Source organism: Rhizobium sp. KNZ14-9A, assembly GCF_056755015.1.
In genome coordinates, this window is the sequence record NZ_JBPGXB010000002.1 from 3,086,162 (window position 1) to 3,104,547 (window position 18,386).

Genomic DNA, 18,386 nt, shown 5'->3' on the forward strand with positions numbered 1-18,386 from the left:
AGATGCGCGCCAATTTCCGCATGCAGCGGCTTTTCATCAATGCTCCCTTGTCAACAGGTGCCGCCGTCGAGGCCAATTCGGAGCAGTTCAACTATCTCGCCAATGTCCTGCGCATGGAAGAGGGTGCGGAAATTCTGCTCTTCAACGGCCGCGACGGCGAATGGAAGGCGAGCCTCACCTTCCCCACCCGCAAGCGCATCCTGCTCACGGCGACGGAAGAGACCAGGCTGCAGCCTGCCCCATCCGACCTGCACTATCTCTTTGCGCCGCTGAAGGTCGGTCGCATGGATTATCTGGTGCAGAAGGCGGTGGAAATGGGCGCCGGTTTTTTGCAGCCGGTCATGACCCAGCATGTGCAAGGCAAGATCACCAATCTCGACAAGATCCGCGCCAATGTCATCGAAGCGGCGGAACAGTGCGGCATCCTGGGCATTCCCGATGTGGCCGAGCCCGTGCGGCTTGCCGATCTGCTCGACCGCTGGCCTGCGGACCGGCGCATCATCTATTGCGATGAGGGCGACGCAGGGCAGAACCCGCTGCCGCTGCTTTCTAAAGTGACTGAACGGAAGATTGCGCTGCTGGTCGGCCCTGAAGGCGGCTTTTCGGAGGAGGAACGAACGCGCCTGCACAGCCTCGATTTCGTGACCGCTATCCCCCTCGGGCCGCGCATCCTGCGCGCCGACACGGCAGCGGTCGCGGCTATGGCAGTGATACAGGCTGCCATCGGCGACTGGAATTAACCGCCGGAGGCCGATTGAAAGGAAAGTGCTGCTATTTTTTTGATGACCTGTTGAAACAATTTCACTTGCAACTTAGCTGGCTTGGGCACTAATCACCCTTCCAATTGCCCCGGCCCCGGCGCCTTCCCGAATACAGGTACTTTCATGGCTCGCGACACCACCGACCAGACGCCGATCTCTTCGGTTCAGGAGCTGACCGACTATCTTGCCGCCGGCAATAAGCCGAAGGACCGGTTCCGCATCGGCACGGAACATGAGAAGTTCGTCTTCTTCCGCAAAGACAACAGCCCGGTTCCCTATTTCGGCGAAGCCAGCATTTCGGCGCTGCTGAAGGGCCTGCAGGCCAAGAGCGGCTGGGAGCCGATCACGGACGGCGACAATATCATCGGTCTTGGCGAGCAGAGCGGCATGGGCGCCATCTCGATCGAGCCCGGCGGCCAGTTCGAGCTCTCGGGCGCACCGCTTGAAAACATTCACCAGACCTGCAAGGAATCCAACCAGCATCTGGCGCAGGTGCGCGAGATCGCAGAGCCCATGGGCATCGGTTTCCTCGGCATCGGCGGCAGCCCGAAATGGACCTATGCGGAAACCCCGCATATGCCGAAGTCGCGCTACGAAATCATGACCAGCTACATGCCCGACGTGGGCACCCGTGGTCTCGACATGATGTATCGCACCTGTACGATCCAGGTGAACCTCGATTTCTCCTCGGAAGACGATATGCGCCGCAAGATGCGCGTCTCGATGAAGCTGCAATCGCTGGCGACCGCGCTCTTCGCTTCCTCTCCCTTCACCGAAGGCAAGCCGAACGGCATGCTCTCCTGGCGCGGCGATGTCTGGCGCGACGTGGACAACAGGCGCAGCGGCCTCCTGGACTTCACCTTCCGCGACGATTTCGGCTTCAAGGATTATGCCGAATGGGCGCTCGACGTACCCATGTATTTCGTCATGCGCGACGGGCACTATCACAGGGCGACCCACGTCACATTCCGCCAGTTCATGAACGGCGCGCTGAAAGGCGAGATCGCCGCCTATGAGCCGACGATGGGCGACTGGACGAATCATCTTTCGACGCTCTTCCCGGATGTGCGCCTGAAGCGCTTCCTGGAAATGCGCGGCGCGGATGGCGGGCCGTGGCGGCGCATCTGTGCCCTACCGGCCTTCTGGGTCGGCCTGCTCTATGATGACGCCGCTCTCCAGGCCGCCGACGAACTGACCAAGGACTGGGGTTTTGCAGAAGTGAATACGCTGCGCAACGCGGTGCCGGAAGAAGGTCTCAAGGCCGAGTTCCGCGGACATGCGCTGATCGACACGGCGCGCGAGGTCGTCAATATTTCCCGCGCCGGCCTGAAAGCACGCAACAGGCTGAATGGCGACGGCGTCGACGAGAGCATCTTCCTGGCACCACTCGACGAGGTTCTGGCCAAGAAGGCGACGCTCGCAGAGGATCTGCTGGCGCTCTATCACGGCCGCTGGAACGACTCGGTCGAGCCGGTCTTCCAGGAATATCAATACTAAGAGGCAAGCCGCCCCTTCCAAAAAGCCGTTTGCACAATCCCATTTCGAGCTATAGTGGCGCGAATATGCGCCGCTATTCCGGGAAAGGGACTTTCATGCTGCCACTCTTCGACATGATGATGCAGGCGCAGAACGGGGCGGCGATGGACGCCGTTGCCAAGCAGTTCAACCTCGCGCAGGAACAGGCAACAAAGGCGATGGCCGCACTGACGCCGGCCTTTTCCGCCGGCCTCAAGCGCAGCACCAGCAACCCCTATGATTTCGTCGGCCTTATGCAGGCCGTGGCGTCGGGCAATTATGCCAAATATTTCGAGGACATGAACAGGGCCTTTACCCCTGAAGGCATTTCCGACGGCAACAATATCCTCGCCCAGCTTTTCGGCTCCAAAGAGGTCTCGCGCGCCATTGCCGCGCAGGCGGCGCAGATGACCGGCATCGGCCAGGAAATCTACAAGCAGATGCTGCCGGTCATGGCGGGCACGCTGATGGGCGGGTTGTTTAAGCAATCGATGGGGCAGATGGCGACACCGGTCAATCCCTTCGTCAATACCGCCATGGGCGAGACGATCCAGCAATGGCTTGAGAGCACCGGTTTTGCGCCGAAGCCGAAGGCAGCACCCGAGCCCAGCATTTTCGATAATCCGTTCACACAGGCCATGCAGCTGATGTTCAGCGTGCCGAAACCGGAAGCGGCGCCGCAGCCTGCCAATCCTTTCCTCGACAACCCCTTTGCCAAGGCATTCCAGGAAATGATGGCCGGTTTCCAGCAACCGACAGCGAAGGCTCCGGAGCCGCCGAAGGAAGAACCGAAAGCCGGCGACAGCTATACTGAGATGCTGAACGCCATGTTCGACAGCGGTCTCGAAGTGCAGAAAAGCTATCAGAAGAACCTTGAAGCCATCTTCGAGGCCTATCGGCCCAAATCCGCGCCCTCCCCCGAAGATCCCGCTCCCGCCGCCAAGAAATAAAAAAACCCGGAGATGGCTTGGGAAAGCCGATCACCGGGTTAAGCAGCAGGGCTATTGGCTATCACCCTGCGGGGAAACGCGTGCGTTCAGTCCCTGTAGGGGCGCATGACCGCAATACGCCAGCGGCGCTTGGCCGCCTGCGTCAGATGCTCCGACGGATCTTCAAAGAAGGTCGAAGCGAGAAATGCAGAGGTCACATCGGCCCGCGTCAGGCCGATATCCTGCAGTTGATAATCATCGAGATCGTGCAGCCCATTCACCTGCGAGCGATTGCGCACAATGCGAAGGGCGGTTGCCAGCGGCGCAAGGCCAGCCATAAGACGCTGCATGAACGTCGGGGCGAGCTTGCCGCAGTCGAGTTCTAGTGTCTGTTCATGAGTGCGCATCGAACTCTCCTTTCTTCGGGGCGCAGAACAGCCCGCCCCGCCTGCGAGGTCGTGCAGGAAGGGTCAGCTGGTCACAGGCTGGACAGGCAGGGTGTCTGTCCTTCACTTTGCTTGATTTGCATCCCGAAGATGCCAAAGACCTATTGATCAGTCCAACGAATGTTTCTAATGATTAACATCAGAGATCTTTATGGATGGACAAGATCATGTCGGCGCCGCTTGATATCGACCAATTGCAGACTTTCATCGCAATCGTGGACTCCGGCAGCTTCACCAAGGCGGCCGACAAGGTCTACAAGACACAGTCCGCCGTCTCCATGCAGATGCGGCGCCTGGAAGAACGCATCGGCAAGCAGCTCTTCATCAAGGACGGCCGCGGCAACCGGCTGACGGTCGAAGGCGAAAAGCTGCTCAATTACGCGCGCCGCATCATCCGCCTGAACAATGAGGCGATCGCCGCCTTCGACGACAACAGGCTGGAAGGCACGTTGCGCATCGGCACGCCCGATGATTATGCCGATCGCTATATGCCCGAGATCATCGGCCGCTTTGCCAAGACACATCCGAATGTCGAGCTCTATATCGTCTGCGAACCTTCGGTCGACCTTGCCGAACGCATGCACAAGGGCGAGCTCGATATCGCACTTGTGACCCACAATCCGCGCGAGCGCATTTCGGATGTGGTGCGGACAGAGCCGCTCTGCTGGGTGAGCTCGGCCAACCATCCGATCCGCGACGATGCGCCGGTGCCGCTTGCCGTCGGCCGGCGCGACTGCCAGTGGCGCCAGCTCGCCTGCTCGGCGCTCGATGCCGTCGGGCGCGAATATCAGGTTCTGTTCACCAGCTGGTCCTGCACCGTGGTCGCCTCCGCGGTGCTCGCCGGCATGGCGGTCTCGGTCATGCCGGAATCAGCACTTCGGACAGGCATGAAGGTCTTGAGCCAGGCAGACGGCTTCCCGGCGCTGCCGCCAGTGCAGATCGGCATCATGAAGCGGCCCGGCGTTTCATTGTCGCTGATGAACGCGATTACGGCACATATCACCGCCTGCCTCGACAATATCACGCCGACCGTCATCGAAGATGGGCTGGAGCAGGATGGGAAGACAGGCTACGCCCGTCACTATCCGCGGCTCAAGGCGGCGGCGAGCATGATGCCGAGCTGGTAGGTCGTCTCAAGCTGCCGAAGCGGAGGTCGGAGCAAATAGGGAAGCGCGGACCACGCGCTTCCACTCATCGAGAATGCGCTCGCCAAAGCCATCCTCGCTCAAGACCGCAAGGCGGATCGCCGCGCCGATCAGGTGGCTGAAAAGGTAAGTGCGCGCTTTCATCTGCTCATCGCAGAATTCCGGCGCCAGACGGCGCACGGCCTCCTGGAAGATCTCGGCGACCTGGCCGCTATGCTCGATGTTCAGGCGCAGGAGATCCTGATCTGTCTCCGTGCCCATCCAGACGCCGAGATAGGCGGCATCGTTGCGGTATTCGGCATAATACCAGTCGATCATCGCCGAGATCAGGTCGAGCGCTTCATCGAGGGATCGAACATCCGCGAACATCTCCGCCGTCTTCTGCTGGATCGCCTGCGCATGGCGGTCGAACAGCGCTTTGACGATCGCCGCCTTTTCCGGGAAATACTGATAGACCGAACCGATCGGAACTTTTGCGGCGACGGCAAGTTCGGTCATCCGCATGGCGCTGACGCCCTTTTCGGCGATGATGGTGGCTGCCGCGTTGAGGATGAGATCCAGCCGCTGGATGCTTCGCTCCTGTTTCGGCTTCCTGCGAAGAGCAATACGATCCGAAATGTCCGCGCCCATGTGGTTCCCATCTGTCTCGTTATTGAGCGGCGGAAATGATGTCTCATACCGGCGCGTCGGGCGGATATGACATGCAGGTATTCATCCGTCGTAAAGGGAAATGGTCGGATTTTAGGCAATGGCAAGAGCGCAGGGGCAAAGGGGCGTTACGCCCCGTTTTGGCCTGTGTAAAAGACACTCTTAACACTTCATTCAGCAAGGCAGGCTGAGCACTTGTCACCCTGCCTTTTTCGCCTTGCGGCGCACTATCCAGGCCCGGGTCAGGCGAGGTTCTGCTTCAGAAACTCGACCGTGCGGCCCCAGGCGAGATCGGCTGCCGCCTTGTCATAGCGGGCAGCGGATGTGTCGTTGTTGAAGGCGTGGTTGACCCCCTCATAGACGTAGATCTCAAATTTTTTACCATTCTCCTCGAGCGCCTTCTTGTAAGAGTCGATGCCGGCATTGATGCGATCGTCGAGGCCGGCATAGTGGAGCAGCAGCGCCGCCTTGATGTTGGGAACGTCAGAGGCCGGCGGCTGTGCACCGTAATAGGCCACGCCTGCCTTTAGCTCGGGTGACTTGACCGCGAGGTTGTTGACCGCGCCGCCGCCCCAGCAAAAGCCGATCGCGCCGACATTGCCGTTCGCAGCCTCGAGCTTGGAGAGGTAGACGACGGTCGCCTCGCCGTTCGCGACGGTTGTGGCCGCATCGAGCTTGCTGAACATATCGCGCGCCTGATCCTCGTTTTCAGGTGTGCCACCCTGCGGCGAAAGGAAATCCGGCGCGAGCGCCACGAAGCCTTCGAGCGCCATGCGGCGGGCGACATCGCGGATATGCGGATTGAGGCCGCGGTTCTCATGGATGACGATGACGGCGCCGAGTTTGCCGGACGCATTCTTCGGCTGCACCAGATAACCCTTCATGTCGCCGCCGCTGCCGGGATAGGTAATATCCTTAGCGGTCAGGCGATCGTCGTTTTCAGCGACGACCTCGGCGGCTGCCTTGTTGGCGGCCAAGAGCGGCGCGATTGCCGCGGCAGCGGTTGCCGTGCCGGCAAGCTTCGTGAGCTTGTCCATGAAGCTGCGGCGATCCAGCGTCAGGTGCGTATATTCATCATAGGCATTGATCATTGCCTGCGTAATGACGGGCTTTTCCATAACAGTCCTCCTCAGTTCCCACCCCATGCCCAATCGGCAAGGGGGAACTTAGGTCAGCAGCCGGTAACGCAGGAACAAAACTGTGTTACCGGCTTATCTGGAGGAAATCGCCCGGATCAGGAGAACAGCATCCAGCCGGCAAGCCAGGCCCACATGGCCCCCAGCACGACAAAACCGGCGGCAAAAAGCGGGCTGCGATAGCGCAGATCGTTGCTGGTGATATGCACATAGGCATGGACATACCGCAGGGCGACGAAAAGCCAGGCAAGCACGACGGCCACCAGATTATCCGCCTCGGTGATATAAAGAAGAATGCTGCAGGCATAGAAGAGCACCGGCAGCTCGAACTGGTTGGCGAGGTTGTTCTTGACGAAAAGGCATTCGGGCGGTTCGTCACGGTTCTCGCGATAGCCGGATTTCTTCATCCGCCCCTCACGAACCGCCTTGCCACGGCGCAGACCAAGCACTCCGTAAAGGATGTAGACCAACAGGACGTGGGCAAGCAGAGGCCAGAACATCTCAAAGCCGGTCATCATCATTCCTCTTACTTCGGCGACGGCGGGAGCAGTAGCGGAAAGACCGGACAGATACCAGAGCCATGACGGCCCGCCGTGGAGCGGGCCGTCTTCAGGGTCAGACTTGAGCGATACCGCCATCGACGAAGATTTCGGCACCGGTGATGAAGCTCGAATCCTCTGACGCGAGGAAGAGCGCCGCAGCGGCGATTTCTTCGGGGCGGCCGACGCGACCCATCGGAACCTGTGATGCCATATAGTCCAGCAGGCCCTGCTGCTGTGCCTTGTCCTGGCCCGCAAGTTCAACGAGACCTGTCGTTTCGGTCGGACCAGGGCTCAGCGTGTTGATGCGGATGCCGCGGTCCTTCAGGTCGAGGATCCAGTTACGGGAGAAGTTGCGGATCGCTGCCTTGGAGGCGGCATAGACGCTGAAGGCCGGCGTGCCCGATACCCCCGCCGTGGAGCCGGTCAGGATGACAGAGGAACCGTGTCCGAGCAGCGGCAGCGCCTTCTGCACCGTAAACAGCACGCCCTTCACATTACGACCGAAGGTATCGTCATACTGTTCTTCGGTGATTGCGCCGAGCGGCGCAAACGAGCCGCCACCGGCATTGACGAAGAGTACGTCGATGCGACCGGCCTCTGCCTTCACCTGCTGATAGAGGCGATCGAGATCGGCAAGCTTTGCCGAGTCCGCCTGGATGCCGATGACATTGCCGCCGATCTCGGCGACAGCCGCATCAAGAACCTCCTTGCGGCGGCCGGTGATGAAGAGGCGTGCGCCTTCCGTTGCGAAGCGCTTTGCGGTGGCAAGGCCGATGCCCGACGTGGCGCCTGTGATGACCGCGATCTTTCCGTTCAGTCTCCGTGTCCCATTCAGTGTCTGGTTCATTGTCGTCGTCTCCTGTTCTGTTCGACTGAACTGAAGATGTGGACGGGCCTTTTGTTTCTGAATAGAAAGAAATGAAAGATATCATTGCAGGAATGAAATGATGGGTTTTCCGGATTTCGAGGGCCTCGCCATGTTCGCCAAAGTGGCGGAGGAGCGCTCCTTCGCCCGCGCGGCCAAGACGCTCGGCGTTTCCGTACCGACGGTGTCGCGGGCGGTCAGCCGGCTGGAGGACCGGCTCGGTGCGCGGCTCTTCAACCGCACTTCCCGGCAGCTGGCACTCACCGATTTCGGGCTGCGGCTCGTCGACCGCGCCCAACGCCTCTATGCGGAGGCGGAAGCGGCCGAGAATGCGGCGCGCGAACTTTCCAGCCAGCCCCGCGGGCTGATCCGTCTCGCCGTACCGATGGTCTTCGGGCGGCAATGGCTGGCGCCGATCCTGCCTGACTTCTTCGAACTCTATCCCGATATCTCCATCGACATGCATATGAGTGATGCCGTGGTCGATCTCGTGGGCGAAGGCTTCGATGCGGCACTGCGTATCGCGGTGCTGCCCGATTCCTCCCTCGTGGCGAAGAGGCTGACACCTGTCGCGCCGTTCATTCTCGCAGCCCCCTCCTATCTCGAAAGATACGGCTGTCCACGGCACCCGCGAGACCTCGCGGCCCATCATTGCCTCGGTTACGCCTACCGGCCGCGGCAGGATGTCTGGCGCTTCAGCAACAAGGCGGGGGAAGAGGAGATCGTGGTGCCGACCGGACCGCTGAGGGCAACCAATTCGGAGGCGTTGATCCCGATGGCATTGCGCGGTCTCGGCATCGTCGAACTGCCGGAATTCATGGCTTACGAATACCTGAGCGACGGACGCCTGAAGGCGATCCTGACGGACTGGACCTTGCCAAAGGGCGCCCTTTATTTCGTTACGCCGTCAGCGCGTGCCCGGCCGGCGAAGGTGGAAGCACTCGGAGATTTCCTCGCGTCAAAGCTTTCACAGCCGGTGTGGCGCTGGCCGCGATAAGCAATTCCAGCAAAAGTGTGCAGCGGTTTTGCGTCCGGAATTGCGCAAAAGGAACTGCTGCAAGCATTCAGTTTTCGCGCGTTTGGTGGAGAATTGCGCCTCTCGCGATCAGAATGGCGCAGATCGCAAGGCTTGCGAATTTCAGCTTCGTCATCCACGGCAGGATCTGCGCGGCAAAGCCTGCCGCAACACTGTCGCTGAAGGCAACAAGGCTTGAGATGTTTTCTGCGTAATCGGCGAAGCCGTAAATGAAGGGCAGGACATAAGTAATCCGGCCGAGCAGGCGGGGCGCTTGCCGGCCGCGCCATGTCTCGATCGGGCCGAGCCGCAGGAAAATCAGGAATAGAAGGGCTGTCAGCAGAGCCGGAAAGATCAGCTCCGGGCCGAAATACATGGCTCGGAGAATGCGGCTTGCCGTCACGTTCTGATCGAGCAGCGTCTGCATATGGAAGACGGCGGACTCGTCATAGCCTACAAAATAGGTATCGAGCACCGCCTGCCCCGTCTCATGCTGGAAGGGCACGGTGTAGCCGAAGGTGGTCCAGCCGAGGACGATGAGGCAGAGGGCTGCGAGCAGCGCGATGATCCAGAGCGGAATCGAGCTGCCCGCCTTCATTATCAGACGCCGACGCCCGGATAGTTCGGGCTTTCGCGGGTGATCGTCACATCATGCGGATGACTTTCGCGCAGGCCGGCGCTGGAGATACGCACGAAGGTGGCGCGCTCCTGGAACTCCTTGATGTCCTTGCCGCCGACATAGCCCATGGCAGCCTTGAGGCCGCCCGCGAGCTGATGCAGGACGCCGGAGACCGGGCCCTTGTATGGCACCTGTCCCTCGATGCCCTCAGGCACGAGCTTCAGCGTGTCGCGCACTTCCGCCTGGAAGTAGCGGTCTGCCGAACCACGCGCCATGGCACCGACGGAGCCCATGCCGCGATAGGCTTTGAAGGAGCGGCCCTGGTAGAGATAGACTTCGCCGGGGCTTTCATCGGTACCGGCAAGCAGCGAGCCGATCATGACGGCGGATGCACCGGACGCGATGGCCTTGGCCACGTCGCCCGAGAACTTGATGCCGCCATCGGCGATGACCGGAATGCCCTGCGCATTCGCCGCCTCGACCGCCGACATGATCGCAGCAAGCTGCGGAACACCGACGCCGGCGACGACACGCGTCGTGCAGATCGAGCCCGGACCAATACCGACCTTGACGGCGTCAGCGCCGGAATCGATCAGCGCCTTGGTGCCGTCATAGGTCGCGACATTGCCGGCCATGATGCGAACGGAGTTGGAGAGCTTCTTGACGCGGGCAACGGCTTCCAGAACGCGAGCCGAATGACCATGGGCCGTATCGACGACGAGCAGGTCGACGCCGGCATCGATCAGCCGTTCGGCACGCTCGAAACCATCGTCACCGACGCCGACGGCAGCGGCAGCACGCAGGCGGCCCTGCGCATCCTTGGAGGCGTTCGGGTTCAGTTGTGCCTTTTCGATATCCTTGACGGTGATCAGGCCGACGCAACGGCCCTCACCATCGACGACCAGCAGCTTCTCGATGCGGTGAGAGTGCAGCAGGCGCTTGGCCTCCTGCTGATCTACGTTTTCCTTGACCGTCACCAGATTCTGATGGGTCATGAGTTCGTAGATCTTCTGGGTCGGGTCGGATGCAAAGCGGACGTCGCGGTTGGTGACGATGCCGACGAGGCGGCCGGATTTCTCGACAACCGGGATGCCGGAGATGCCGTGCATCTTCATCAGCGCTAGGGCATCGGCGAGCGTAGCGTCCGGGCCGATGGTCACGGGATTGACGACCATGCCGCTTTCGAACTTCTTGACCTGACGAACCTGCTCGGCCTGCTCAACGGGAGTGAGGTTCTTATGAATGACCCCAAGGCCGCCGGCCTGCGCCATCGCAATCGCCAGACGGCCTTCGGTGACCGTGTCCATCGCTGCTGATATGATCGGGATATTCAGCTCGAAGTCGGGTGCGAGGCGCGTTGCGACACTCGTCTGACCCGGCAGGACTTCGGAATGACCGGGTTGCAGCAGCACGTCATCGAAGGTGAGTGCGTCGAGTCCGGTTGGCGTTTCAATGATGCGAGCCATGGCCAAATTCCTTCAAGAAAGAAAAATGCGTTCCACCCGGTACGAATCGTCCGCACCGGCGGTGTGCATGAGTTTATGGAAGTTGGCGAGGGCTGGTAACACGTCTATGACAGGAAGGAAATAGCAAAAAAGCCCGGCACGTGGCCGGGCTTGGTATGGCAGCCATGCGTCTCGTTCAAATGTCGAACTGATAGGTCTTCGGCACGAAGCGGTAACCGGTCTCCTGCTTTTCGACAAAACCGACTGACGGGAACGGCATGTGGTAGCCAAGGAAGGCGATCTTCTCGGTGGCGATCATGTCGAACACCTTCTTGCGGGTTGCGGCCGCCTGCGCCTTGTCCATGTCGAAACGCACCTCCCAGTCCGGACGCTGCAGCGACAGGATGTAATGGTTTGCCGTATCACCCGTCATGACCAGCCGCTTGCCCTCGGATTCGACATGAAAGACCATGTGGCCGGGCGTATGGCCGGTTGCGAGCATCGCGGTCAGACCGGGCGCGATCGTATCACCTTCCTTGACGAAGGTCGCCTTTTCGGCGAGCGGCACGACATTGGCGAGCACCGCCTTGTGGCCGCCTTCGGCAGGCGTGCCTTCCCGCGCCTTATCCGACCAGAAATCGTATTCGGCCTGGCCGATGACATAGCGGGCATTCTTGAAGGCCGGAGCACCACCTTCCATCAGACCGCCAATATGGTCCCCGTGCAGGTGCGTCAGGGCCACGACGGTGACGTCGTCAGGTGAATAACCTGCCGCCTTCAGCCCGGCGGTGAAATGGCCCAAGCCGCGTTCGCGGCCGGCCGCACCGAAGCCGGTATCGACGACGATGACGTCGGAACCCGTATCGACTACCGCGGGTGCATAGCTGTTTGCGAACTTGTCGGTCGGCAGGAAATTGGCGGCGAGAAGCGCCTGGACGGTTTGCGGGTCCTGGTTGGAACCGAAGGTCTCATAGGGCTTTTCGAGCACGTTGAAACCGTCGCGGACGGCAGTGAACTTGAAGGAGCCGAGCTTGAACTGATTGATCTGCGGCTGCGGGGTAACTTCCATATTGCCTGTTTCTCCAGTTGCGGCCGCATAGGCCGTTCCTCTCAGGATGACCGGCGCGGCGAGCAGACCGAGGCCTGCGGCAAAAAGCGCGCGTCGCTTTATTCCATGAAAAATCGTCATATATCCATCCTCGACACTGTGCGGTGCGTCGCCGCACGACCCCCGATATTCCAGCCGGATTGATACAGGATTTCTGGCCCCGGCCGGGTAAGCATATGTCAATCTTGAGAGGCGAAAGTGTCGGGCAAGTCGTCTCACGCAGTCGTGATCCAAACGTGTAATGGAAACCGATTGAGGGATTGGCACAGCCCATAACTGGGACTACACAGCACGGGCTTCCCAAGCCCCATCCGCATCCATCAAGGCATTCGCCTATGAACCGCATCGTCCCGCTGATCCTTGCCGTTGCTCTCTTCATGGAACAGATGGACTCGACTGTAATCGCAACGGCCTTGCCGGCGATTGCGGCCGATCTGCATGTCGGACCGATCACGCTGAAACTGGCGCTGACCTCTTATATGGTGGCGCTTGCAGTGTTCATTCCGATCAGCGGCTGGATGGCGGACCGGTTCGGCGCAAAGAATATATTCCGGCTGGCGATCTGTGTTTTCGTCGTCGGCTCCATCTTCTGTGCCTTCTCCTCCAATCTCATCGAATTTGTCTTTGCGCGCTTCCTGCAGGGCATGGGCGGCGCGATGATGACGCCCGTTGGACGCCTCGTGCTGGTACGGACGACGCAGAAGAGCGAACTGGTCTCAGCCATGGCACTGCTGACGATCCCGGCCCTCGTCGGCCCGCTTGCCGGCCCGCCGCTTGGCGGCTTCATCACCACCTATTTCAGCTGGCACTGGATCTTCCTGATCAACGTGCCTGTCGGCATCATCGGCGTGTGGCTTGCGACAATCTACCTGCCGGAAATAGAGGCGACAGCCCCGCCGAAGCTCGATTTCAATGGTTTTATCCTGACCAGCCTTGCGGCTGCAGGCGTCGTCTTCGGCCTGTCGGTCGTCAGCCTTCCGGCCCTGCCGCCGATCATCGGTATTACGGCCACCGCCATCGGCATCATCTGCGGCGTGCTCTATGTGCGCCACGCCAGGCGCTACCCGACGCCGATCCTCGACCTCAACCTGTTCAAGAATTCGACCTTCCGCGCTTCGACGAGCGGCGGCACATTGTTTCGCATCTGTGTTGGCGCCATGCCATTTCTGACGCCGCTGATGCTGCAGCTCGGATTTGGCCTTACGCCCTTTCAATCGGGCCTCATTACGTTTGCCGGCGCGATCGGGGCCATCACCACGAAGTTCATCGCTCGGCGCGTCTATAAGGCGATCGGCTTCCGCACCACGCTTCTCTGCGCCGGTGCGGTGACGACGGTCGTGACCGCTGTGACCGGCCTCTTCACGCCGGAGACGCCACATCTTGTCATCATCGGTGTGCTGCTGCTTGGCGGCTTCTCCCGCTCCTTCATGTTCACCGGCGTCAATGCGCTGGCCTTTGCAGATATCGACGATGCGCAGGCAAGCCAGGCGACATCCATGGCCTCGGTGATGCAGCAGATCAGCCTGGCGCTCGGTGTTGCCCTTGCCGCCTCGATCCTGGAAACCTCCATCTATTTCCGGGGAGCCGAGCTGCAGGTGATCGATTTCCACATCGCTTTCTTCGTGATTGCCGGCCTGACGGTGCTTGCCACCATCCCCTTTGCCCGCATGGCCAAGGATGCCGGCGCTTCCGTCTCCGGCCACCGCGCCAAGCACCTGGCACCCGCGACGATCGCAGCCGAGCAGCAGCCGGTCAAATAAGGCAAAAGGCCCAGATCCACGTTTGATCTGGGCCTCTTCGTAGGTATCGGAATTGTAGCCGGCCTCAAAAGCCAAACGCACCCCGCCACTTGTCGATCCAAGCCCCCAAGTCGTTCGTGGCTTTGCCAAAATTGCTGTTGTTCAGAGCTGCGGATGCCGCCTTCAAGGCGTCGGTATCGGTTCCATCCGAGCTGTTGATGACCTCCGCCGCCTCGATCACCGCGGAATGGGCCGCCTGCAATCCTGCCATAAGGGTATTACTGGTGCTGTTTCCATTCTTGTCTTCGATGTTCGAGATGATCTTGCCACCGTTTCCAAGCTTGAAGCCGATCACGAATTCGCCGTCACCGAACTTGGATCTGTTGTCCCGGATCAGGCGCTGAATGGCGTTGGCCATCGCATTGTCATCGCTGATGCTGGGATTCTTCGCCTTTTCGGCTTTAACCAGCGAGGCAAATTTGTCCCCATCGTCATTGATGAGCTTCTTGATGACGTCGGTAACACCGGCATCGCTGGTTTTGAAGTCGTCCGAATCCAGGAAATCGAGCGCGCTCGACACAATCCCGTCGTTGCTCTCTTTGACGTCGAGCAACGCGCTGTTGATTGTCGATGAGGCCTGGGTCTTTACGGCGCTTGTTTGACTGGAAACGCCGTTAGCGATGGCTGCGATACTGTCGGCAGCCGATTTCCCGGCTTGCTGTTTGTTGGGAAGCAAGGATGCGTTCGTCTGCTGCAGGATGAGCAGTGCCGCGTGGTTCGCTGAAGAGATCGCGGTCATTATCGTTCCTCTGGTGCCAGAACTTCCTCCATCGGAATTCTCAACACGGAAGGGCTTGCGGCATCATGCGTGAGCGACTGAAATGCAAAATACTCGATAACACAACTTTGGATTTTACGAATTAACAAAAAACTAACCTCGCGTGCAAGATCTTGAAGCCAGTAGTGGTAACCGGACGATACAATCTCGGGCGTGTTTCAACCTTAAATTCTCATAGCGCACATTAGGATTGGCTATTTAGCGCCAGACCGGCAGTTATGATCCCGCCGTCGCTTATTCATAATCAATGACTTAGGGCATATTTTGCCACATGGTTGCGTCACTGGATTTCCTCTTTTCTTGATGTGAGAAGAGAAAAAGAGAGTTAGGGCCTCCAGAACTGGCGGGTAGCAAGAGAGAGCGCCTCGTCCAAGCCATTGAAAATGAATAAGTTTTTTTCGAAGCATCTGATAACGTCAGGAACGATGCGCCAGACGCATGTTTGCCGGCACACGGTCTCACCAAACTTTCTTATTCACAATCAATAACTTAGCGAAAAAGAAACTAGCCGCTCAGTCAAAGGGCGGTTCTTCCGCCTTCTCGCAGACGGCGCATAGCTTGTTGCCGTCGAGATCCCTGACATAGGCTGCGTAGAAATGCGCGTGATAGGAGCGCAGTCCCGGTTCGCCTTCATCGATAGCGCCGGCAGCAATTGCTGCCGCATGGAAGGCATCGACCGCCGCCCGCGTTTCCGCCTCGAAGGCGATCATGGAGCCGTTCCCATTCGTCGCCCGACGCCTGTTGAAAGGGGTTACGACCCAGAAACGGCAGCGTGTGTCGCCATCGGCGGCATAGCCGATCTCCTCCTCCGAATTGCGCTGGCGCCGGTAGCCGAGCACCGGCAGAACGGCATCATAGAAATGCCGGGCGCGATAGAGATCGTTGGTTCCGAGTGTAACGTAAAGAAGCATGGGATCGGTGGGTATCCAGTCCTGGGAAATCATCATCCGCAGGACTGGCGCAAAGATCAAGCGTCCTCTGGCTCCGCCTCGACCTTGCGGCCTTTGAAACCCTTCGCCAGCAGGAACATCTCCACCGATTCGGCGCGCGATGAGGCGGGTTTGACGTGCACGACCTGACGGAAGTGCTGCTTCAGCATGGCAAGCAGATCCCGCTCCGTGCCGCCCTGGAAGGTCTTTGCGAGGAAGTGTCCACCCTCGCCCAGCACTTCGATCGCGAAGTGGGCTGCGACCTCACAAAGGTGCATGGTGCGCAGGTGATCGGTGCGGTGATGGCCGGTCGTGGGTGCCGCCATATCCGAGAGCACCAGATCCGGCGTGCCGCCAACGGCTTCCATCAGCTTTTCCGGAGCTGTGGGATCAAGGAAATCGAGCTGCAGTACCGTGACGCCGGGTAGCTGCGTCATTTCCAGAAAGTCGATTGCTGCAACGCGGACATCCTCGTCCGTCGACCCCGTCACCTTCGCGGCGATCTGTGACCAGCTTCCGGGAGCGGCCCCGAGGTCAATGATGCGCCTAGCGCCCTTCAGGATGTGGTGCTTCTCATCGATCTCCAGCAGCTTGAAAGCCGCGCGGGCTCGATAGCCCTCGAGCTGGGCACGCTGCACATAGGGATCGTTGATATGGCGCTCCAGCCACTGGCGCGAAGAGGCCTTCATCTTCTTTTTCTTGACGCGCTGGCCGAGCTTGCGGCCGGTGCGGTTTCCCGCGATCGTTGGCTTGGTCATGCCTACCCCTTGTTTCCCCGCTGGCCGCGGCGGTTGCGATGCCGCCGCCAGACGCCGTCATCGGCCATCATGTCGGTGAGCAGGCCTTCCCTCAAGCCACGATCGGCAACACGCATGCGCGGGCTCGGCCAACGGCGGCGGATCGCCTCCAGAATGGCACAGCCCGCAAGTACCAGGTCAGCGCGATCCGGCCCGATGCAGGGATTGGCGGCGCGGCTTTCGAAATTCCAGGAAAGTAGCTTTGCCTGCATGGCGGAGACTTCGTCATCGGACAGCCATATGCCATCGACCTTGCGGCGGTCATAACGCGGCAAGTCGAGATGCACGCCGGCAAGCGTCGTCACCGTGCCCGAGGTGCCGATCAGATGGAAATCGCCATCCTCGGCAATCTCGATCTCCGGGCAATCGAAACTCGACAGCATGCCCGCAACCTCGCTCACCATGCCCTCGAAAACATCAGGCGTCACATCGCGGCCGCCATGGCGCTCCGAGAGAGTGACGACGCCGACGGGCAGCGAGGTCCAGTGGGTGATGTGATTGGCAAGGCGGGCGAAGCGGTTATCACCGATGCGGATGACGGCAATTTCCGAGGACCCGCCGCCGATATCGAAAAGCACGACTGAGCGCGCCTCGCGCCCGACCAGCGAGGAGCAACCGGAAACGGCAAGCCGCGCTTCGGTTTCCCGATCGATGATTTCAAGCTCCAGTCCAGTCTCGACCACGACGCGCTGCAGGAATTCCTCGCCATTGGCCGCCTGACGGCAGGCCTCGGTCGCAATCAGCCGCATGCGGCGGATCTCGCGGCTCCGGAGCTTGGAGGCGCAGATTCTGAGCGCATCGACAGCCCTCTCCATCGCCTCGTCGGACAACCTGCCGCTGGCGGCAAGCCCTTCGCCAAGGCGTACGATGCGGGAAAAGGCATCGACGACGCGGAACTGGCCGGGACGCGTCGGCTGAGCGATCAGCAGGCGGCAATTGTTGGTGCCGAGATCGAGCGCGGCATAGAGCTCGTCCGGCCAGGGATGTTCGCCCCCTGCCCGTTCGTCTTCATGACCTGGCTGACGGCTCCTGCGATTTGCCGCTTCGGCATCCTGCACCTCGCGCAGCACAGGGCGCGACGGCGCTTCAGCGCGATGTTCGGTCCTTGCAGATGGAGGCGCTTGCACAGGAGCCAGCGGCCTGCCCTGCAGACCCCGCTTGCTGCGATGCTTGCGTCGGTTACGTCGGCTGGAGGGCGAATCGCCCTCGGGGCGCGGACCATGGCCGTGAGCGACAGCCTGAACTACAGGCTGCAACTGGACGACAGTATCGGGCTGAGATGCGCCACGCCCTCCACGACGGCGGCGTTTCCGCTTGCGGGCCGGGCTTTCCGTGTCTTCCTTCGGGCGCGCTGCCTCCCCGGCATGGCCGGAGAGATCATGCGAAGCGGGATGAGCAGCGCTGCGGGATTGCCCGCCACGCTTGCCCTTGCGGCGCCTGGACTTCTTGCCGTCCTTGCGCCCTGCCGCCGACGCCCCGTCAAATTGCGGCCTTGCGCCGCCTTCGGGGTCTTCCACGTTCGTTTTCCATCGCGCCGCGCAAGTCCAGAAAGGTATGCAGCAGGCGCTCATTCGATTTTTGCGTTGGCGCGAAGATATCAGCGACCGATGAAATCACCAAATTCTTTTTGATTCCAGATTTTAGCCACCCGATTTTCACGCCGCGTGGAGGGATCGAATTTTTTCAAAACGGGTATTTGCAATCCGCCCGGTTTTGGTTATAAGCGCCGCACAGCAGCCAAGCCATGCTTCGGCAGCGTCTGCTGGGGAATAGTTCAATGGTAGAACGACGGACTCTGACTCCGTTAATCTTGGTTCGAGTCCAGGTTCCCCAGCCAAATTTTCTGCTAAGATCCCCTTAGATTTCGCTGCATTTGTAGATTTGTGCAATCGGCGAAACGCTTATGGTT

At 60.2% G+C, this 18,386-nt stretch carries 18 protein-coding genes and 1 tRNA gene; 7 read left to right on the plus strand and 12 right to left on the minus strand.

What is annotated here, in order from left to right; all coding sequences use genetic code 11:
* Positions 1-2 precede the first annotated feature (2 nt).
* The 3 genes from ACR9ZQ_RS22105 to ACR9ZQ_RS22115 all read left to right on the plus strand — a co-directional run bounded on the left by ACR9ZQ_RS22105 (position 3) and on the right by ACR9ZQ_RS22115 (position 3,226).
* Positions 3-740, plus strand: coding sequence for a 16S rRNA (uracil(1498)-N(3))-methyltransferase (locus ACR9ZQ_RS22105; RefSeq protein ID WP_310378638.1), 738 nt, complete (start codon positions 3-5; stop codon positions 738-740).
* Between the two features lie 144 nt (positions 741-884).
* On the plus strand, positions 885-2,258 hold the full coding sequence (locus ACR9ZQ_RS22110) for a glutamate--cysteine ligase (RefSeq protein WP_310378640.1): 1,374 nt from the start codon (positions 885-887) through the stop codon (positions 2,256-2,258).
* Positions 2,259-2,353: 95 nt separating this feature from the next.
* Entirely contained in the window at positions 2,354-3,226 is an 873-nt protein-coding gene (locus ACR9ZQ_RS22115; protein WP_310378642.1) for a DUF937 domain-containing protein, read from the plus strand.
* Positions 3,227-3,312: 86 nt separating this feature from the next.
* Here ACR9ZQ_RS22115 and ACR9ZQ_RS22120 read toward each other — a convergent pair whose 3' ends face one another.
* Complete coding sequence (locus tag ACR9ZQ_RS22120) at positions 3,313-3,612, minus strand: YjiS-like domain-containing protein (RefSeq protein ID WP_310378644.1); 300 nt, start codon at positions 3,610-3,612, stop codon at positions 3,313-3,315.
* Positions 3,613-3,818: 206 nt separating this feature from the next.
* Here ACR9ZQ_RS22120 and ACR9ZQ_RS22125 point away from each other — a divergent pair, with 206 nt between their 5' ends.
* A complete protein-coding gene (locus ACR9ZQ_RS22125; RefSeq protein WP_113325684.1) occupies positions 3,819-4,778 on the plus strand; it encodes a LysR substrate-binding domain-containing protein in 960 nt (319 codons plus the stop codon).
* A 6-nt stretch (positions 4,779-4,784) separates the two neighbouring features.
* On the opposite strand, the gene ACR9ZQ_RS22130 is transcribed toward ACR9ZQ_RS22125, so the two are convergent.
* From ACR9ZQ_RS22130 to ACR9ZQ_RS22145, 4 genes are all read right to left on the minus strand, one after another.
* Positions 4,785-5,426: a TetR/AcrR family transcriptional regulator gene (locus tag ACR9ZQ_RS22130; protein ID WP_310378648.1), complete on the minus strand. Its 642-nt coding sequence runs from the start codon at positions 5,424-5,426 to the stop codon at positions 4,785-4,787.
* Positions 5,427-5,686: 260 nt separating this feature from the next.
* The gene (locus tag ACR9ZQ_RS22135; RefSeq protein WP_310378650.1) at positions 5,687-6,562 is read right to left on the minus strand and encodes a dienelactone hydrolase family protein; all 876 of its coding nucleotides are present in this window, start codon (positions 6,560-6,562) and stop codon (positions 5,687-5,689) included.
* 116 nt (positions 6,563-6,678) lie between these two features.
* Complete coding sequence (locus tag ACR9ZQ_RS22140; RefSeq protein WP_310380039.1) at positions 6,679-7,095, minus strand: MAPEG family protein; 417 nt, start codon at positions 7,093-7,095, stop codon at positions 6,679-6,681.
* A gap of 100 nt (positions 7,096-7,195) precedes the next feature.
* The gene (locus ACR9ZQ_RS22145) at positions 7,196-7,969 is read right to left on the minus strand and encodes an SDR family oxidoreductase (RefSeq protein ID WP_310378652.1); all 774 of its coding nucleotides are present in this window, start codon (positions 7,967-7,969) and stop codon (positions 7,196-7,198) included.
* A gap of 97 nt (positions 7,970-8,066) precedes the next feature.
* On the opposite strand from ACR9ZQ_RS22145, the gene ACR9ZQ_RS22150 reads away from it, so the two are divergent.
* Complete coding sequence (locus ACR9ZQ_RS22150) at positions 8,067-8,984, plus strand: LysR family transcriptional regulator (protein WP_310378653.1); 918 nt, start codon at positions 8,067-8,069, stop codon at positions 8,982-8,984.
* 67 nt (positions 8,985-9,051) lie between these two features.
* On the opposite strand, the gene ACR9ZQ_RS22155 is transcribed toward ACR9ZQ_RS22150, so the two are convergent.
* The 3 genes from ACR9ZQ_RS22155 to ACR9ZQ_RS22165 all read right to left on the minus strand — a co-directional run bounded on the left by ACR9ZQ_RS22155 (position 9,052) and on the right by ACR9ZQ_RS22165 (position 12,255).
* Positions 9,052-9,600, minus strand: coding sequence for a hypothetical protein (locus ACR9ZQ_RS22155; RefSeq protein ID WP_310378656.1), 549 nt, complete (start codon positions 9,598-9,600; stop codon positions 9,052-9,054).
* A 2-nt stretch (positions 9,601-9,602) separates the two neighbouring features.
* Positions 9,603-11,087 (minus strand): IMP dehydrogenase, encoded by a 1,485-nt coding sequence (guaB, locus tag ACR9ZQ_RS22160; protein ID WP_310378657.1) that lies wholly within the window; start codon positions 11,085-11,087, stop codon positions 9,603-9,605.
* A gap of 175 nt (positions 11,088-11,262) precedes the next feature.
* Positions 11,263-12,255, minus strand: a complete 993-nt coding sequence (locus ACR9ZQ_RS22165) for an MBL fold metallo-hydrolase (RefSeq protein ID WP_310378659.1) — start codon at positions 12,253-12,255, stop codon at positions 11,263-11,265.
* 254 nt (positions 12,256-12,509) lie between these two features.
* Here ACR9ZQ_RS22165 and ACR9ZQ_RS22170 point away from each other — a divergent pair, with 254 nt between their 5' ends.
* The gene (locus ACR9ZQ_RS22170; protein ID WP_310378661.1) at positions 12,510-13,934 is read left to right on the plus strand and encodes a DHA2 family efflux MFS transporter permease subunit; all 1,425 of its coding nucleotides are present in this window, start codon (positions 12,510-12,512) and stop codon (positions 13,932-13,934) included.
* 64 nt (positions 13,935-13,998) lie between these two features.
* Here the strand turns inward: ACR9ZQ_RS22170 and ACR9ZQ_RS22175 are convergent, their stop codons facing one another.
* The 4 genes from ACR9ZQ_RS22175 to ACR9ZQ_RS22190 all read right to left on the minus strand — a co-directional run bounded on the left by ACR9ZQ_RS22175 (position 13,999) and on the right by ACR9ZQ_RS22190 (position 17,994).
* Positions 13,999-14,712, minus strand: a complete 714-nt coding sequence (locus ACR9ZQ_RS22175) for a hypothetical protein (protein ID WP_310378663.1) — start codon at positions 14,710-14,712, stop codon at positions 13,999-14,001.
* A gap of 551 nt (positions 14,713-15,263) precedes the next feature.
* Positions 15,264-15,662: a VOC family protein gene (locus tag ACR9ZQ_RS22180; RefSeq protein ID WP_310378665.1), complete on the minus strand. Its 399-nt coding sequence runs from the start codon at positions 15,660-15,662 to the stop codon at positions 15,264-15,266.
* Between the two features lie 56 nt (positions 15,663-15,718).
* Positions 15,719-16,438, minus strand: a complete 720-nt coding sequence (locus ACR9ZQ_RS22185) for an RlmE family RNA methyltransferase (RefSeq protein ID WP_113324850.1) — start codon at positions 16,436-16,438, stop codon at positions 15,719-15,721.
* 2 nt (positions 16,439-16,440) lie between these two features.
* On the minus strand, positions 16,441-17,994 hold the full coding sequence (locus ACR9ZQ_RS22190) for a Ppx/GppA phosphatase family protein (protein ID WP_310378668.1): 1,554 nt from the start codon (positions 17,992-17,994) through the stop codon (positions 16,441-16,443).
* A 246-nt stretch (positions 17,995-18,240) separates the two neighbouring features.
* On the opposite strand from ACR9ZQ_RS22190, the gene ACR9ZQ_RS22195 reads away from it, so the two are divergent.
* Positions 18,241-18,314 (plus strand) — tRNA-Gln (locus tag ACR9ZQ_RS22195).
* Positions 18,315-18,386: the final 72 nt, after the last annotated feature.

Coding starts and splice junctions, on each gene's coding strand:
- ACR9ZQ_RS22125 (WP_113325684.1), top strand. CDS start 3,819: ATGTCGGCGCCGCTTGATATCGACCAATTGCAGACTTTCATCGCAATC.
- ACR9ZQ_RS22175 (WP_310378663.1), bottom strand. CDS start 14,712: ATGACCGCGATCTCTTCAGCGAACCACGCGGCACTGCTCATCCTGCAG.
- ACR9ZQ_RS22110 (WP_310378640.1), top strand. CDS start 885: ATGGCTCGCGACACCACCGACCAGACGCCGATCTCTTCGGTTCAGGAG.
- ACR9ZQ_RS22140 (WP_310380039.1), bottom strand. CDS start 7,095: ATGACCGGCTTTGAGATGTTCTGGCCTCTGCTTGCCCACGTCCTGTTG.
- ACR9ZQ_RS22170 (WP_310378661.1), top strand. CDS start 12,510: ATGAACCGCATCGTCCCGCTGATCCTTGCCGTTGCTCTCTTCATGGAA.
- ACR9ZQ_RS22135 (WP_310378650.1), bottom strand. CDS start 6,562: ATGGAAAAGCCCGTCATTACGCAGGCAATGATCAATGCCTATGATGAA.
- ACR9ZQ_RS22180 (WP_310378665.1), bottom strand. CDS start 15,662: ATGCTTCTTTACGTTACACTCGGAACCAACGATCTCTATCGCGCCCGG.
- ACR9ZQ_RS22165 (WP_310378659.1), bottom strand. CDS start 12,255: ATGACGATTTTTCATGGAATAAAGCGACGCGCGCTTTTTGCCGCAGGC.
- ACR9ZQ_RS22155 (WP_310378656.1), bottom strand. CDS start 9,600: ATGAAGGCGGGCAGCTCGATTCCGCTCTGGATCATCGCGCTGCTCGCA.
- ACR9ZQ_RS22185 (WP_113324850.1), bottom strand. CDS start 16,438: ATGACCAAGCCAACGATCGCGGGAAACCGCACCGGCCGCAAGCTCGGC.
- ACR9ZQ_RS22145 (WP_310378652.1), bottom strand. CDS start 7,969: ATGAACCAGACACTGAATGGGACACGGAGACTGAACGGAAAGATCGCG.
- ACR9ZQ_RS22120 (WP_310378644.1), bottom strand. CDS start 3,612: ATGCGCACTCATGAACAGACACTAGAACTCGACTGCGGCAAGCTCGCC.
- ACR9ZQ_RS22130 (WP_310378648.1), bottom strand. CDS start 5,426: ATGGGCGCGGACATTTCGGATCGTATTGCTCTTCGCAGGAAGCCGAAA.
- guaB (WP_310378657.1), bottom strand. CDS start 11,087: ATGGCTCGCATCATTGAAACGCCAACCGGACTCGACGCACTCACCTTC.
- ACR9ZQ_RS22150 (WP_310378653.1), top strand. CDS start 8,067: ATGATGGGTTTTCCGGATTTCGAGGGCCTCGCCATGTTCGCCAAAGTG.
- ACR9ZQ_RS22105 (WP_310378638.1), top strand. CDS start 3: ATGCGCGCCAATTTCCGCATGCAGCGGCTTTTCATCAATGCTCCCTTG.
- ACR9ZQ_RS22115 (WP_310378642.1), top strand. CDS start 2,354: ATGCTGCCACTCTTCGACATGATGATGCAGGCGCAGAACGGGGCGGCG.